Origin of the sequence: Phytobacter ursingii (assembly GCF_001022135.1) — a bacterium.
Taxonomy (GTDB): Bacteria; Pseudomonadota; Gammaproteobacteria; order Enterobacterales; family Enterobacteriaceae; genus Phytobacter; species Phytobacter ursingii.
In genome coordinates, this window is sequence record NZ_CP011601.1 from 201,625 (window position 1) to 216,941 (window position 15,317).

20 protein-coding genes and 1 pseudogene are annotated in these 15,317 nt (G+C 54.9%); 8 read left to right on the plus strand and 13 right to left on the minus strand.

Translation table 11 applies throughout. The features are described from left to right. Positions 1–153 precede the first annotated feature (153 nt). Positions 154–1,158 (minus strand): IS110-like element IS4321 family transposase, encoded by a 1,005-nt coding sequence (locus AB182_RS02930; RefSeq protein ID WP_000427623.1) that lies wholly within the window; start codon positions 1,156–1,158, stop codon positions 154–156. A gap of 90 nt (positions 1,159–1,248) precedes the next feature. Then, positions 1,249–1,683 carry a Cd(II)/Pb(II)-responsive transcriptional regulator gene (gene cadR, locus AB182_RS02935; protein ID WP_000405672.1) on the minus strand — a complete coding sequence of 145 codons (435 nt, stop codon included), beginning with the start codon at positions 1,681–1,683 and terminating at the stop codon, positions 1,249–1,251. An 85-nt stretch (positions 1,684–1,768) separates the two neighbouring features. Between cadR and AB182_RS02940 the strand changes: the two genes are divergently transcribed. Further along, entirely contained in the window at positions 1,769–4,174 is a 2,406-nt protein-coding gene (locus AB182_RS02940; protein WP_012695446.1) for a heavy metal translocating P-type ATPase, read from the plus strand. After that, positions 4,171–5,247: a signal peptidase II gene (gene lspA / locus AB182_RS02945; protein ID WP_000118563.1), complete on the plus strand. Its 1,077-nt coding sequence runs from the start codon at positions 4,171–4,173 to the stop codon at positions 5,245–5,247. Before AB182_RS02940 ends, lspA begins: the two co-directional genes overlap by 4 nt. A gap of 8 nt (positions 5,248–5,255) precedes the next feature. Here lspA and AB182_RS02950 read toward each other — a convergent pair. The 7 genes and pseudogenes from AB182_RS02950 to merT all read right to left on the minus strand — a co-directional run. Then, positions 5,256–5,483, minus strand: a pseudogene (locus AB182_RS02950) (DUF3330 domain-containing protein); the annotation flags it as partial. Positions 5,484–5,533: 50 nt separating this feature from the next. Further along, complete coding sequence (gene merE, locus AB182_RS02955; RefSeq protein WP_001087807.1) at positions 5,534–5,770, minus strand: broad-spectrum mercury transporter MerE; 237 nt, start codon at positions 5,768–5,770, stop codon at positions 5,534–5,536. Beyond that, entirely contained in the window at positions 5,767–6,132 is a 366-nt protein-coding gene (merD, locus tag AB182_RS02960) for a mercury resistance co-regulator MerD (protein WP_001277466.1), read from the minus strand. The genes merE and merD overlap by 4 nt, the downstream gene beginning before the upstream one ends. Before the next feature lie 17 nt (positions 6,133–6,149). Next, complete coding sequence (gene merA / locus AB182_RS02965; RefSeq protein ID WP_000209296.1) at positions 6,150–7,835, minus strand: mercury(II) reductase; 1,686 nt, start codon at positions 7,833–7,835, stop codon at positions 6,150–6,152. Between the two features lie 38 nt (positions 7,836–7,873). After that, positions 7,874–8,299 (minus strand): organomercurial transporter MerC, encoded by a 426-nt coding sequence (merC, locus tag AB182_RS31720; protein WP_000522996.1) that lies wholly within the window; start codon positions 8,297–8,299, stop codon positions 7,874–7,876. Positions 8,300–8,326: 27 nt separating this feature from the next. Then, positions 8,327–8,602 (minus strand): mercury resistance system periplasmic binding protein MerP, encoded by a 276-nt coding sequence (gene merP / locus AB182_RS31725; RefSeq protein WP_000732275.1) that lies wholly within the window; start codon positions 8,600–8,602, stop codon positions 8,327–8,329. Positions 8,603–8,617: 15 nt separating this feature from the next. After that, positions 8,618–8,983 carry a mercuric ion transporter MerT gene (gene merT / locus AB182_RS02980; protein WP_001294656.1) on the minus strand — a complete coding sequence of 122 codons (366 nt, stop codon included), beginning with the start codon at positions 8,981–8,983 and terminating at the stop codon, positions 8,618–8,620. A 71-nt stretch (positions 8,984–9,054) separates the two neighbouring features. Between merT and merR the strand changes: the two genes are divergently transcribed. Beyond that, entirely contained in the window at positions 9,055–9,510 is a 456-nt protein-coding gene (gene merR, locus AB182_RS02985; protein WP_001166628.1) for an Hg(II)-responsive transcriptional regulator, read from the plus strand. Between the two features lie 32 nt (positions 9,511–9,542). Here merR and AB182_RS32885 read toward each other — a convergent pair whose 3' ends face one another. Next, positions 9,543–9,701 carry a hypothetical protein gene (locus AB182_RS32885; RefSeq protein WP_223230173.1) on the minus strand — a complete coding sequence of 53 codons (159 nt, stop codon included), beginning with the start codon at positions 9,699–9,701 and terminating at the stop codon, positions 9,543–9,545. Between the two features lie 33 nt (positions 9,702–9,734). Here AB182_RS32885 and AB182_RS32890 point away from each other — a divergent pair, with 33 nt between their 5' ends. From AB182_RS32890 to AB182_RS03005, 4 genes are all read left to right on the plus strand, one after another. Beyond that, positions 9,735–9,935 carry a hypothetical protein gene (locus AB182_RS32890; RefSeq protein ID WP_065945227.1) on the plus strand — a complete coding sequence of 67 codons (201 nt, stop codon included), beginning with the start codon at positions 9,735–9,737 and terminating at the stop codon, positions 9,933–9,935. Between the two features lie 252 nt (positions 9,936–10,187). Further along, positions 10,188–10,613 (plus strand): hypothetical protein, encoded by a 426-nt coding sequence (locus AB182_RS02995; protein ID WP_000278471.1) that lies wholly within the window; start codon positions 10,188–10,190, stop codon positions 10,611–10,613. Between the two features lie 548 nt (positions 10,614–11,161). Further along, positions 11,162–11,470 (plus strand): hypothetical protein, encoded by a 309-nt coding sequence (locus AB182_RS03000; RefSeq protein ID WP_001224686.1) that lies wholly within the window; start codon positions 11,162–11,164, stop codon positions 11,468–11,470. 15 nt (positions 11,471–11,485) lie between these two features. Next, complete coding sequence (locus AB182_RS03005) at positions 11,486–12,343, plus strand: HNH endonuclease signature motif containing protein (protein ID WP_000784387.1); 858 nt, start codon at positions 11,486–11,488, stop codon at positions 12,341–12,343. 606 nt (positions 12,344–12,949) lie between these two features. Here the strand turns inward: AB182_RS03005 and AB182_RS03015 are convergent. From AB182_RS03015 to AB182_RS03025, 3 genes are all read right to left on the minus strand, one after another. After that, on the minus strand, positions 12,950–13,354 hold the full coding sequence (locus AB182_RS03015; RefSeq protein ID WP_001287391.1) for an H-NS family histone-like protein: 405 nt from the start codon (positions 13,352–13,354) through the stop codon (positions 12,950–12,952). Positions 13,355–13,531: 177 nt separating this feature from the next. Then, complete coding sequence (locus AB182_RS03020) at positions 13,532–13,825, minus strand: hypothetical protein (protein ID WP_001100635.1); 294 nt, start codon at positions 13,823–13,825, stop codon at positions 13,532–13,534. 25 nt (positions 13,826–13,850) lie between these two features. Beyond that, positions 13,851–14,156, minus strand: a complete 306-nt coding sequence (locus AB182_RS03025; protein ID WP_223152485.1) for a hypothetical protein — start codon at positions 14,154–14,156, stop codon at positions 13,851–13,853. Positions 14,157–14,337: 181 nt separating this feature from the next. Here AB182_RS03025 and AB182_RS03030 point away from each other — a divergent pair, with 181 nt between their 5' ends. Continuing rightward, the gene (locus tag AB182_RS03030; RefSeq protein WP_013815099.1) at positions 14,338–15,306 is read left to right on the plus strand and encodes an IS5-like element IS903B family transposase; all 969 of its coding nucleotides are present in this window, start codon (positions 14,338–14,340) and stop codon (positions 15,304–15,306) included. Positions 15,307–15,317: the final 11 nt, after the last annotated feature.

Consider the following 15,317-nt stretch of genomic DNA (forward strand, 5'->3'; position numbering starts at 1 on the left):
GTTCCGCGCCTGATGAACCTCCAGAAAATATACGGCTTCAATGAGCCTTTCCGTTTTACAGGTTCCTCAACAGGCCGGTGGGCCGTTAGTATCATCAATATCAGTATTCGCAAAACCAGATCAGTAATTCTTTAAACCGGTGTATTTCTGCCGTTATGCTACATAAGTTTGCTGTCGTGCCGTTAGGGCCCAGGCTATTCTGGCCAGCTTGTTTGCCAGAGCACAAGTGACGACAAAGTTGCTTTTCCGGCACAGTAAATCCCTGACCCAATCGGCCAATTTGCCAGACTGGTGTTCCAGTTTTTGTATGAATACCCTGGCACATTGAACCAACAAAGTTCGGATCTTTTTATTACCTCGCTTACTAATTCCCAGCAATGTCGTCCTACCTCCCGTGCTGTACTGCCGAGGTACAAGCCCTGTTGCCGCCGCAAAGTCACGGCTGCTGGCGTACTGCTTCCCGTCGCCAATCTCAGTTGAAATAGTACTCGCTGTCAGTGTTCCGACGCAGGGAATGCTCAGCAAGCGCTGTCCAACCTCATCTTCGTCCAACTTTCGTTTCAACTGGGATTCCAAATCTTTAATCTGCTCAACAAGATAGTGATAATGCTGTTGTAATTTCAGCAATAACTGGCTGAGGTAAAGAGGCAAACTATTATCCTCAAGAATGGTACTCAGTCGGCTAATAACGGCAGCTCCTCGGGGAACGCTAATGCCAAATTCCAGCAGAAAAGCATGCATTTGATTGGTTGTTTTTACCTTATCCTGAACCAGGGATTCACGGACACGATGCAGAGCCCGCATTGCCTGCTGAGATTCCGTTCTGGGCTGCACAAAACGCATAGACGGACGCGATGCAGCTTCACAAATAGCTTCGGCGTCGACAAAGTCGTTTTTATTGCTTTTAACGAACGGGCGGACAAATTGTGGTGATATCAGCTTTGGGGAATGCCCCAACTCTTCCAACTTGCGTGCCATAAAGTGAGAACCGCCACAGGCTTCCATTGCGATGGTTGTAGCGGGGCATGTCGCCAAAAATTCGATCAACTTTGGCCGGGTAAATTTTTTACGGTAAACAGCCTTCCCGCGACGATCCTGGCAATGAATATGGAAAGAGTTTTTACCCAGATCGATACCAATGAGCGCAATGTTTTCCATGATAGTTCTCCGAATGAAAGCCTGTCCTCAGCATAGTACCGGGAAGGAGGGAGTGACCATCTCATTAAATAAAGCACGCTAAGCCCTTACTTACCCAGATGTTTGACTGTTCGTGGCACTTTCACCATGGCAATTGCCCAACCCTTGCAAAATGCCGCACGCCTCTACAGATCGAGAGCCAGAACACTTCTCGCGCAAATCAACCAAGTGCCGTTTTAACTGCAACAGCGCGGACACACGCATTTCCACCTGTTGAATATGGGCCTCCAGCAGCGTGATGACCTCCCCACAGTCCTGCATCGGGTTGTCTCGCAGACCCAGCAATGCGCGAATCTCGCTCAACGTCATGTCGAGCGAACGGCAATGACGGATGAATTGCAAGCGCTCAATGTGCGCCTCACCGTACAACCGAAAGTTGCCACCGCTTCGCGCTGGCTTTGGCAGTAGCCCTTCCTTCTCGTAGTAGCGGATGGTCACGACCTCGCACCCAGAGCGCTTGGCGAGGTCGCCAATTCTGATTTCCATGCATCAATCTCCAATTATCACTTGACTCTATAGTGACTATAGAGATTTTAATGGAGGCTGAATAGAAGATTTTCAGGAGTTACTCATGAGCGAATGCGCTTCAAAGGGGTGTGGCTGCACGACTGAGCCGATCATCCAACCCACGGCACCGGCCCCGCTGGCAACCGGATCGGCTCAAGCGGTGTACCGCATCGAGAACATGGATTGCCCGACCGAAGAGGCGCTGATCCGAAGCAAACTGGCCGGTCTGGCGGGGGTGGCGGGTCTTGAATTCAACCTGATGCAACGTACCTTGACCGTGCGACACGAATTGCCTTCGTTGTCTCCCGTCGAGCAGGCGCTGAAGGCCATCGGCATGCAAGCTGTGCGCATGGATCAGGCGTCGGCCGAGCAGACGACCAAGCTGTCCATTGCCAAGATGGATTGCCCGACCGAAGAGACGTTGATCCGCAACAAGCTCGGCACCGTGGCCGGTGTTGCTGATCTCGATTTCAACCTGATGCAGCGCACGCTGTCGGTACGCCATGCGAACCAGGTTCTGCCAGACGTGCTCGTGGCACTGCAAGCGCTTGGATTCGAGGCGCAGGTCGTGGACACGGCAGAGGTCGCATCTCCATCCGCCGCCCCTGTGACCACGCCGACCAACTGGTGGCCGCTGGGCATCTCCTTGGTCACTGCATCGGCGGCCGAGGCGGTCTACTGGCTCCACAACGGCAATCACTGGTCGGTTGTCGTTCTGGCGCTTGTCGCGGTCTTCACGGGTGGCCTCTCCACCTACAAGAAGGGGTGGATCGCGCTCAAGAACCGTAATCTCAACATGAACGCCCTCATGTCGATTGCGGTCACGGGTGCCATGTTGATCGGCCACTGGCCCGAAGCGGCAATGGTGATGGTACTGTTCGCGCTGGCCGAGGTAATCGAAGCCAAATCGCTGGATCGCGCTCGTAACGCTATCCGTGGCCTGCTCGACCTGACCCCGGAACAGGCCACGGTACAGCAGGCTGACGGCACATGGCGCGAGGTGGGCGCCAAGCAAATCACCATCGGCGCCCGCGTCCGGGTCAAACCAGGTGAGCGCATCGCCCTTGATGGTGAGGTGCTGGAAGGCCGCTCTGCCGTCAACCAAGCCCCGATCACGGGTGAAAGCCTCCCGGTCGAAAAATCCCCCGGTGATTCGGTGTTCGCTGGCACGATCAACGAATCCGGCTCGTTCGAGTACCGCGTCACCGCCTTGGCCAACAACTCCACTTTGGCCCGGATCATTCACGCGGTAGAGGCTGCGCAAGGTAGTAGTGCGCCGACTCAGCGTTTTGTCGATCAGTTCGCCCGCTGGTACACCCCCGTTGTATTCGGCGTTGCCATCGCCGTCGCGTTGTTGCCGCCGCTGTTCATGGGTGCGGCATGGCTCGACTGGATCTACCGTGCATTGGTTCTGCTGGTGGTCGCCTGCCCGTGCGCACTGGTGATCTCTACACCGGTCAGCATCGTCAGCGGCCTGGCCGCCGCCGCCCGCCACGGCATTCTCATCAAAGGTGGCGTCTATCTGGAAGAAGGCCGCAAGCTGCGCTGGCTGGCTCTGGACAAGACCGGCACGATCACGCACGGCAAGCCCGCACAGACCGACTTTGTCACATGGGGCAATGCACTCGCCTCGGACAGCCGCAGCATCGCTGCCAGTCTGGCGGCCCGCTCGGACCATCCTGTATCCAAGGCGGTGGCACAGGCCGCGCAGACGGACGGGGTTGCCTTGCTCGACGTGGCCGAATTCAACGCGCTGCCCGGTCGGGGTGTGCAAGGCCAAATCAACGGTGCGACCTACCATCTGGGCAACCACCGGATGCTCGAAGAGCTGGGGCAGTGCACACCAGAGCTGGAGCAGCGCATCGCTGCGCTGGAAACCGCTGGCAAGACCGTCGTGATGCTGGTGGGCGCAAAAGGGGTACATGGCTTATTCGCCGTTGCGGACACCATCAAGGACAGCAGCAAGAGAGCCATCGCCGAGCTGCATGCTCTGGGCATCAACACCGTGATGTTGACCGGCGATAACCCCCACACGGCACAGGCCATCGCCGCACAAGCCGGCATTGACCGCGCGCAAGGCAACCAACTGCCCGACGACAAACTGCGCGAAGTGGAGCAATTGTCCAGAAACGGCAAGGTTGGCATGGTCGGTGATGGCATCAACGACGCACCGGCCTTGGCGCGTGCGGACATTGGCTTTGCAATGGGAGCGGCGGGCACAGATACCGCTATTGAAACCGCCGACGTGGCCCTGATGGACGATGACCTGCGCAAGATTCCGACCTTCGTGCGCCTGTCGCGTGCGACAGCACAGGTGCTGATGCAAAACATTGTGCTGGCCCTTGGCATCAAGGCGGTATTTTTGGTGCTCACCTTCACGGGTCACGCGACCATGTGGATGGCTGTGTTCGCCGATATGGGTGCCAGCTTGCTTGTTGTCGGCAACGGCTTGAGGTTGTTGCGCCGATGAGCTGGAAACTCTTTCTCTATGACTGGGGTGGCCTGAACATCGCGTTGTTTCAAGCCATCAACACAGGCACGCCCGCCACGCTGAAACCACTGGCATGGTTCTTTGGCCTCGTGGGAAGTTACTGGACAGCGCCGCTGATGCTGTTGGGTCTGTGGTGGTGGTCGAAATCGGCTACAAACCCGGCGCGTGGTACGGCCGTTCGGCATCGCCTTATTGGTTTTAGCGCGGCCTTCTTGCTGGCGTTATTGGTCGCCACCGCCTTGAAGCTATGGTTCGACTTTCCACGCCCGCCTGCCGTCCTTGGCGACCTGGCGCGCGTCATCGGGGACAAAGAGCTTCACTACAGCCTGCCCAGCGGGCATGCCACCTATGCCGCGATGGTGGTCGGTGCGCTCTGGCCTTTGATGGGCCGCCGTGGTCGTCTCAGTTTAATGCTGTACGCCACATTGGTCGGCTGGTCGCGCATCGCGGCCGGAATGCACTTTCCGGCCGATGTGTTGGCGGGGTGGACGCTGGGATGGAGCTGCACGGCACTCGCCGGGTGGTTGCTGCCGTTGGCCGCCCCTGTGTGGCAATCGGCCCGCCGCACATCGGCTTGGGTCTGGTTCACCGTGGCCGCCAGTGCTGTCATGACCGATCAGCTCACGAAGTTCGCCATCATCCGCACGTTTGCCTACGGTGAGCAAGTCGAAATCACCCCGTTTTTCAACCTCGTTCATGTCCTGAATCCGGGTGCGGCATTCAGCTTTTTGGCGAACGCTGGTGGCTGGCAACGTTACTTTTTCATCACGCTGGGTCTGGCTGTTTCTGCTTGGCTGGGGCGCATGCTGTGCCAGCAACGGCCACGTCTCGAAGCGATGGGCTACAGCCTGATCCTCGGCGGTGCGCTGGGCAATGTCGCGGATCGTGTGCTGCGTGGACAGGTTGTTGATTTCCTTGACTTCCATTGGCGACTTGCGCACTGGCCCGCCTTCAACCTCGCTGATGTGGCGATAACTATCGGAGCGCTCTGCCTGTTCTTGACGGTTGTACCGAAAAGCAGTAAAGGCACAGAGGCCGAGGTGTCCGGTTAAGCTATGCCTCAATCTGACGGCTGCGAACCGCCAGGGACAGGCGCAATGTCAGATTCTGTCGCGGCCTTGGCGCGTGCCTGGAAGCGTTCATAGCAATCCAGCCCGCAGAAATGTTCGACGTATTCCGCGCCTTCCGGGGTGAAGGCGGCATCGAGCGGAATTTCTTTGCAGCATACGCAGCAGGTGGTGCAACTGGCAGTGTTCGGGGCGTTTGCGTTCATGGTGGTACTCCTCCAGATTGGTAGCGAAGCTCAAAGCTGCCCACTCTCGGCTGGCTGGGAAGCGGTCATGATCTTCCCTTGAAGGCCCGCAGCAGCCGCGTCACAGACAGGACAAACAAGCCGGTCAGCGTGAGGGCTGCAATACCCCAGTGCTCCCCGATGAACGCGCCGGCCGTCGTGCCGGCTAGCACAATGGCGAGAATCGGCAAATGGCAGGGACAGGTGAGCACGGCCAGCGCGCCCCACAAGTAGCCGGTGATCGGTTTGTGCGTCTCAGACGGCAAGTGCTCTGGGCTGTTCATGGCAGACTCTCCGCGTGCTGTGCCGGTTCGGTTGGCATGGCGGCCAGTTGCATTTCGAGGCTGGCCAGGGCCTCGCGCCGACGCTCGACGAGTTGCCGCAACACGGCAAGCTGCGCAGACGCACCGTCACCGTCCGCAGCATCCAGCGCCCGGCACAGCCGCGCCAGTGCGTCCAGGCCGATACCCGCTTCGAAGGCAGCCCGTACAAAGCGCAGCCGTTGCAACGCGGTGTCATCGAACAAGCCGTAGCCGCCCGTGGTGTACGCGACCGGCCGTAGCAATCCGCGCAGCAGGTAGTCGCGCACGATATGCACGCTCACCCCGGCATCAAGGGCCAGCCGGGACACTGTGTAGGCGCTCATTGAACACCTCCTTTTCCTCATCCGGCGCAGCACGAAAGCTGCTTCACGTCCTTGCTGAAGGTCTGCGCCGCGAGCTTCAGCCCTTCGACCATGGTCAGGTAGGGGAACAATTGGTCGGCCAGTTCCTGCACGGTCATACGGTTGCGAATGGCGAGCACCGCCGTCTGGATCAGTTCACCCGCTTCCGGGGCCACCGCTTGCACGCCGATGAGCCGTCCGCTACCTTCCTCGATGACCAGCTTGATGAAGCCGCGTGTGTCGAAGTTGGCAAGCGCACGCGGCACGTTATCCAGTGTTAGCAGGCGACTGTCGGTCTCGATCCCGTCGTGATGTGCTTCCGCCTCGCTGTAGCCCACGGTGGCGACCTGCGGGTCGGTGAACACCACGGCCGGCATTGCGGTCAGGTCCAGGGCCGCATCGCCGCCAGTCATGTTGATCGCCGCACGAGTGCCGGCCGCTGCCGCCACATAGACGAACTGCGGCTGGTCGGTGCAGTCGCCGGCCGCGTAGATGTTCGGGCTACTGGTGCGCATGCCCTTGTCGATGACGATGGCCCCCTGCGCATTGACGGCTACCCCCGCCGCTTCCAATGCCAGGCTGCGCGTGTTCGGTGTCCGGCCGGTGGCGACCAGCAGCTTGTCGGCGCGCAATTCACCGTGCGTGGTGGTCAGCACGAATTCACCGTCCATATGGGCGACCTGGCTGGCTTGCGTGTGCTCCAGCACCTCGATGCCCTCGGCACGGAAAGCGGCTGTCACCGCCTCGCCGATGGCCGGGTCTTCACGGAAGAACAAGGTATTGCGCGCCAGGGCCGTGACCTTGCTGCCCAGCCGGGCAAAGGCTTGCGCCAGCTCCAGCGCCACCACCGACGAGCCGATTACGGCAAGGCGTTCGGGAATGGTGTCGCTCGCCAGGGCCTCGGTGGAAGTCCAGTAGGGTGACTCTTTCAAGCCCGGAATCGGCGGGACCGCCGGGCTGGCACCCGTGGCGACCAGGCAGCGGTCGAACATCACGACGCGCTCGCCACCCTCGTTCAAACTAACGATAAGGCTCTGGTCGTCCTTGAAACGCGCTTCACCGTGCAGAACGGTGATGGCTGAATTGCCGTCCAGGATGCCTTCGTACTTGGCATGACGGAGTTCTTCGACACGGGCCTGCTGCTGGGCCAGCAGCCGCTCGCGCAAGATCGTCGGCGGTGTGGGTGGCATGCCGCCGTCGAATGGGCTTTCCCGGCGCAGATGGGCGATGTGGGCGGCGCGGATCATGATCTTGGACGGCACACAACCGACGTTGACGCAGGTGCCGCCGATGGTGCCGCGCTCAATCAGCGTGACCTGCGCGCCTTGCTCGACGGCCTTCAGTGCTGCCGCCATCGCGGCTCCACCGCTACCAATGACGACGACCTGCAACGGGCGTTCGTTGCCACTGGGCTTATCAGCGGCCCCTATCCAGCCGCGCATCTTGTCGAGCAGGCCGGCGCGGTTGTCCGTCGGTGGCGCATCGGCAAGCGTTGCCTCGTAGCCCAGTCCGGCCACGGCGGTAGTCAGCGCATCCGATGACGTGCCCGCCTCAATGGCGAGTTGCGCTGTGCCCTTCGGATAGGACACCAGCGCCGATTGCACGCCGGGCACTTTCTCCAAGGCTTCCTTGACGTGAGCCGCGCACGAGTCGCAGGTCATCCCGGTGATTTTCAGGGTGGTCATGTATTTTTCCTTTTCTGTGGTGGCTACGGCTGTTGCCGTCAGCCACGTTGTTCTGGCAATTCACAGCTGTCCGGCCCGCAGCGGCGATGTGCTGGCGAGATGAAATCCCAGACCGACACCCCAACCATCAAGGCCAGGCCGACATAGAGCAGTCCACCGCTCTGCCAGCCGTAAGCCCGCATTAAAAACACCGCTGCCAGCACCAAGATCGGGCCTATCGTGCCGAGCGCCGTGCGTCGCCACTGTCGATGATTGAGCCAAGCGATAGCATTGGCGAGTAACGCGATGCCGGCGAACATCGGCAGCAGGATGCCAATGAATAGCCCCTCGTACTGGCTCAAGAAGCCCAGTCCGATGGCCGCGCCAAAGCTGGCGATGGCAGGAAAACAGGCGGCGCAGCCCATCGCGGAAACGACGCTGCCGAGCGCGCCGGTTTTGCCAGCGATGCGCGTGATGAGTCCCATGTGTCGCTCCCGAGTTCGGTTAACGGATCAGCGTTTGAGGCTGGACGGATAGCCCGCGTCCTCGGTCGCCTTGGTCAACTTCTGGACGTTGGTCTTGGCATCGTCGAAGGTGACGACGGCCTGGCGCTTGTCGAAACTTACGTCGGTCTTGCTCACGCCCTCAACCTTGGAAAGCGCGTGCTTGACAGTGATCGGGCAAGAGGCGCAGGTCATGCCAGGCACGGACAGCGTGACGGTCTGGGTGGCGGCCCACACGGGGGCAACAACGGCAGCGAGGGCGAGGGCGGCAAACAGTTTTTTCATGATGAACTCCTGTGATTAATAGAAAAATGGCATGACGTAGGGAAATCCGAGCGAGACCAGGACCAGCGCGGCCACGATCCAGAAAATGAGCTTGTAAGTAGCTCGCACTTGGGGAATCGCGCAGACCTCACCCGGTTTGCAGGCTTGCGCCGGGCGGTAGATGCGCCGCCAGGCGAAAAACAGCGCGACCAGCGCTGCGCCGATGAAGATCGGGCGATAGGGTTCCAGCACCGTCAGGTTGCCGATCCATGCCCCGCTGAACCCCAAGGCGATCAAAACCAGCGGCCCCAGGCAGCAGGCCGACGCAAGAATGGCGGCCAGCCCACCGGCGAAGAGCGCGCCGCGCCCGTTTTGTGGTTCAGACTTTTGTGGTTCAGACATACGCTTGTCCTTTCAAATTTGGTTTGGATAGCTTAAGCTTACTTCCGTAGTTATGTACGGAGTCAAGCGATATGCAAATTAATTTTGAGAATCTGACCATTGGCGTTTTTGCCAAGGCGGCCGGGGTCAATGTGGAGACCATCCGGTTCTACCAGCGCAAGGGCCTGCTGCCGGAGCCAGACAAGCCCTATGGCAGCATTCGCCGCTATGGCGAGGCGGATGTAACACGAGTGCGGTTCGTGAAATCGGCCCAGCGGCTGGGCTTTAGCCTGGACGAAATCGCCGAGCTACTGCGGCTGGAGGATGGCACCCATTGCGAGGAAGCCAGCGGCCTGGCCGAGCACAAGCTCAAGGATGTGCGCGAGAAGATGGCCGACTTGGCACGCATGGAGGCCGTGCTGTCTGAACTGGTGTGCGCCTGCCATGCGCGGAAAGGGAACGTTTCCTGCCCGCTGATTGCGTCACTGCAAGACGGAACGAAGCTCGCTGCATCGGCGCGGGGGAGTCACGGGGTGACTACGCCTTAGCGTGCTTTATTTTCCGAATTCTGAGACGACCCCTAGATATCCAGGGTGAGCACTGCGAGCGCGTAGTGACGCAACGTAGTGGCGTGGCACAGGGTAAATTTAAAGCTCTGCTCATCGAGAATTTCGCGGGCCGTTGTGCGGTAACCGGTTGGGTTAATGGCGGTGTCCTGGATGCGGCACACATTGAACATGGAACCCGGTACAATCCGTCTAATGGCATCCTGATGACTCCAACAATGCATGCTCTGTTTGATGCCGATCTTATGGGCATAGATCCGGCCACCCTGACCGTTCATTTTAAGCCAGGCATTGAGCTGGGCGAGCTGTTTGAAGGCCGTAAAATCACACCGCTGGTGTACGATCTGGACTTAGAGCGGCTGGCCGTACGCTGGGCAGGATACCAGGGCCTGGCTCATGAACAATGATGGGTTACAGCCGGGATGTGTGAAAACCCGTCAGTGAAACCTGCATGCGCCATACCTTTAAATTTAAACTCAAGAGCCAGGCTCAAGATAAAACCGAAATGAAAAGGTAAAATCCGGTGCACCAGATCTCTTAGGTTTAATACCTGAGCCGGTATACTGGCAGGCGCAGGCATGTGGGTATTATCCAGTCCATACATCTCCACACAGTGTTAACCGCAACATTTAAAGTTCAATAAGGACGGTTTCAATTTTATGTATAAAACAGCATTAGTGATGATTATCGGGATCCTCGGATGCAGTAAAGCATTTGCAGCCACTGAATTACAGCTCCAGCAAAAACGCGTTATGCAGTTCTGTGCCAACGCCAGTCTTCCATTGTTAGTTGCGGGTACAACGTACGCGAATACGTCTGACAACGGGCGACCAGAAAAAGAAAGATTGGCAATCCTGAAAAATTCAGTTGCAAGCTCGACAGCTTATAAAATGGCATCTCCCGGAGTTCAGATTGCCATGATGAGCGTGGTGGAAGATATTGCCGATCCGAAAGAATTAGCTCTACATCAAAAAGAAGTTAGACGTCTTGGGGCTAGTTATCTTTCCGACAGCGGTGTTTCATGGGCTTCAAAAACTGTTTCACCATTTACAGCCTGGTGTAACTTTAACCGTTTAGAAAGTTAAGGCTGGCAAGGCGGTTCCTGTTCAGGAAAGTTACTTTCCGTGCGGGGACCGTAAGATACAGATAAAGCTTAAGGCCTTTGAATTTCTGGAAAGCATTTGAAAATTTCATTGCGCTTGTCTGATATGAAACAGCCCCTGCATTTCTGCAAAGGCTGAAAGAGTGTGTACGGACTTTGGAAGGAGTGATGATATACGCCTGAGCCATCCCATCACCGCAGACAGGGTAATTAACCCTGACTAAAGCTTTCACCTATTCCGTCGCTCGCAAGCGGCTTTCGCACACTAACGAAGGTATGGCCTTTCGTCGGTGTTAAATTTTTCAAACTTTGCTTACTTTGTCAAGGAAGGTGACCGCAGTAGTAGGCACAACTACTTTAATCTGTATGAATAATAAGGTAGAACCGGCCAGTGAATGAATGCTTTCCCTGAAATCAGGCGGACAACCTTCAGGAATATTGATAGCAAGACTGAATCTCTCGCTGCGGCGATAAACATTTCGCCATAACCCTGAACGAGAGTGGTTCATCCATCATATACAGGAGCGTTACATGCGCAAATTTAAGTACATAATCTGTCACCAGTGCGAAGGCCACGGGACCATGGAAAACCCGGCCTTTGAAAATGGATTCACCCAATCAGAAATGGCTGAGTGGGAGCCAGAAATGCGTGAAAAGTATTTTGCCGGAGCATTTGATGTTCGCTGTGACGTTTGTGCCGGTGACGGTAAGCTCAGCGTACCAAACGTAGCGGCTATGTCTTTTTCAGAACGACGGGTTCTGGCAGCACGGCGGCGTGATGAGCGTCTTCAGGCTGCTGATGAACGGCTGTCCCGCCAGGAACGAGCAATGGGGTACTGAGGTGTTACAGCAAAGATGAAAATGACGAAGCCAAAACCGGTAAGCCGGATGAAAAGACCGTTTATTAGTGAGCTTGCAGAGCTGGGTTTATCGGGTGAAATTCTTTCAATTCGAACTGACGGCATGCAGGGGACGCTCATACCCGATCTTACCGCAGGGGTGAGTGAAGCAGGCCGTGTGAAAACCGGCAACTGGGTAATCTCTGACAAGAGAACCTTCGACCATGTCGTTCTGTGTGTTGAAAGACAAGATGAGAACCATGATGTGTACGTAGGTAAATTCATCCAGTTACATGTAGCCGCTAATAAGAGCCTTAAGATCGTCGAAATGGGCGATGTGAAACTGGTGGCCATAACCAGCTCGATTCCTACCACTTTTAATGGTGGGATAAAGAGATACAAAGGGGTTACGTATGTGTCACTTTCCCAAACAGCTCAAACCACTATCGACTTCCCGAAGCGTATCTACAAAGAGGGCCAGGAATGTACTTCTGTCACCAGTCCTGACCAAGGTCCTTTCGCCCGGGATGTTAGGTTGAATTGCTACGGGCGATGTGTTGTCACCGGCGTAAGGTCCCCCTGGCGTACTGAGGCCGCGCACTTAACGCCACGTCATGAAGAAGGCATTCCCGACGTAACGAACGGAATTTTACTTCGCCGTGATATCCATACACTGTTCGACAATGACCATTGCGCCATAAACCCTGACACTATGAAAATTTACTTCAGCCGGGAGGCCCGGGAGTTGGATGATGATCTCCTGAAATGGCATGGGAATGAGATAGAGACGACACGCATGCAGGTTCCGGTTAACATCGAAAACCTTCGGATACGATGGCAAAAATTTAAGGCTAAGGATCGTCAGCGTAAATAAAGCCATAAGCTGAACCACGGCGAGGATTAGTCTTGTTCACTAAATGACAGCGAGAGATTAAATGCAAACCCAAAAAGATATTACAGTTGGCCAGATCTGGGAAGAAGTGGATCCAAGACTGATCCGGAAAGTGCGAGTTGTTGAGGTGGCCTCGTTAGAAGGGCCCAAAGGCATCCTAATCGAAAACGTGGAGTCTGGTCGTAAGAACTGGGCGTCGTCATCCCGCTTTAATGGAAAGCGTGGAGGGTATCGTCTTATTTCCTGAAGGTTTTGCCAATATGGGAAACTGAAGAGGTTGAAACCATCCCGGTGAGGGAGCATATCTGGTAAAGAAGAGTCTTTAAAAAGGTTTTACGCGACCTGGGATAATAAACGGGAAAACGATACCCAAAAAAAGAATACAGCGATGATAACGATAAGGAATGGTAAGGGCTTCAATATTTTGAGAAATGACCTGGCTTCCTTTGCATCTGCATTTCTAATCAAACTGTCCACATAGGGATCACAGCTCTTAGGTTCTGAATTTTTCATATGTTCTGTACCTGAAATTGATTCCGTATGAGAAAAGGCCACCGAAGTGGCCTCTATCAAAACTGGTGGCAAAAGTTAGATCAGGAAATCATCAAGACTTTTACCGGCTGCAATTTGTTCTGCCAGAGCTTTGGGGGTACGGCCCTGTCCAGTCCACGTTTTTGTTTCGCCATTTTCATCAGTAAATGAGTATTTGGCCGGGCGTGGTTCACGGCTTTTCTTGGTAGCCGTAGATTTGGCCTGGAATGAGCCAAGCAGCTCTTCCGGGTTGATACCATCTTCTTCCATTAACTTACGCAGGGCGTCAAGTTTCTCCTGACGAGCTTGCAGTTCGGCAGCTTTGGATGATTCTTCCTGACGACGCTCATCAACAATGACATTAAGCTTTTCGAGGATTTCCTCAAGTACTTCTAAAGGCAGCTCGCGGCCCTGGGCGCGAAGAGTACGAATATTGTTTAACGATTTGAGTGCTTCAGACATACGACCTCACTTTCTAATTCTTTGATAAGGATTTACTTAATCATAATACACTCTATAAGGAAAAAGATGCCAGCTTTATGTCTTCAGGTACAAAGATATCTTGCTAAGAATACTCCTTATCTTCCTTGTGCAGACTGTTTCGTGCTTTCGATGTTGTTCATGAGTCTTAAAATCTGCTCACTGTTTAGGGTACTCATGCTGTAAATCATCAAGAAGGAAGCGCAGAACAACATAAGCAATCGGAAAAGGAAACCATGCCAGTGACAGGCCATATATGGCGGAGATAAACATAGGGTAATTTAACTCACTTACAAAATTCGCTTCATTGTATTGTTGAATCGAAATGGCAGAAGCAAAAATTATAATTAAAGTAAGAAAAATCCACTCTAGCCATCTCTTTTTATAACAAGCATAAGCGAAAGCTGTAGGGTAAAAAATAAAGCAAAAAATTCCAGCTGCAATTACGTTCATAAAAGTAACTTTCCTGATAGCGCAGTTATTTTTCGAATGCAGCATCATGAACAACTGCCATAACATTGATGATTGGCTTTCTTTTTCTGAAGAACCTTCCGCGCGGCAAAGTTTCTCCCGCTTTGAGACGATAAAGCCAGAAAACATAAGCCGGAGGAACATTGCTGTCAAAAATATCTGAACAAGTTTGAACTGTGATGCCTACTGTATTGTCTTTCCTCATCTCTTTAAAAGTGCCTTGCAATGCAGCGGATAACGTCATTTTTAAGAAACCTTTTTCTGTTTGAACGGATAGACTTGACTTAGCTGGCTTGACTGTAATGTTTGCCACTAAAGATCCCTCGTTCTGAGGATGCAGGCACTACAAAGTTACCGTCAGGTCTAATCATACGAGTTTGGATGAAATTTTTGCCGGATTTGGTTTTTCAACCTGGTGCTCGATCTTCCATTCTTCTTTGACGGGACCGGATGACAAATGAAGGCTTTGTTGAATAAATCGAACTTTTGCTGAGTTGAAGGATCAGATCACGTATCTTCCCGACAACGCAGACCGTTCCGTGGCAAAGCAAAAGTTCAAAATCACCAACTGGCCCACCTACAATAAAGCCCTCATCAACCGTGGCTCCATAACTTTCTGGCTGGATGATGAAGCTATTCAGGCCTGGTATGAGTCAGCAACACCTTCTTCACGAGGCAGACCTCAGCGCTATTCTGACCTTGCCATCACGACTGTGCTGGTCATTAAACGCGTGTTCAGGCTGACCCTGCGCGCTGCGCAGGGCTTTATTGATTCCATTTTTTCTCTGATGAACGTTCCGCTACGCTGCCCGGATTACAGCTGTGTCAGCAGGCGGGCAAAGTCGGTTAATGTCAGTTTCAAAACGCCCACCCGGGGTGAAATCGCGCATCTGGTGATTGATTCCACCGGGCTGAAGGTCTTCGGTGAAGGCGAGTGGAAAGTCAAAAAGCATGGCCAGGAACGCCGCCGTATCTGGCGTAAGCTGCATCTCGCCGTTGACAGTAAAACACATGAAATCATCTGTGCAGACCTGTCGCTGAACAATGTGACGGACTCAGAAGCCTTCCCGGGTCTTATCCGGCAGACTCACAGAAAAATCAGGGCAGCATCGGCAGACGGCGCTTACGACACCCGGCTCTGTCACGATGAACTGCGGCGTAAGAAAATCAGCGCGCTTATCCCGCCCCGAAAAGGCGCGGGTTACTGGCCCGGTGAATATGCAGACCGTAACCGTGCAGTGGCTAATCAGCGAATGACCGGGAGTAATGCGCGGTGGAAATGGACAACAGATTACAACCGTCGCTCGATAGCGGAAACGGCGATGTACCGGGTAAAACAGCTGTTCGGGGGTTCACTGACGCTGCGTGACTACGATGGTCAGGTTGCGGAGGCTATGGCCCTGGTACGAGCGCTGAACAAAATGACGAAAGCAGGTATGCCTGAAAGCGTGCGTATTGCCTGAAAACACAACCC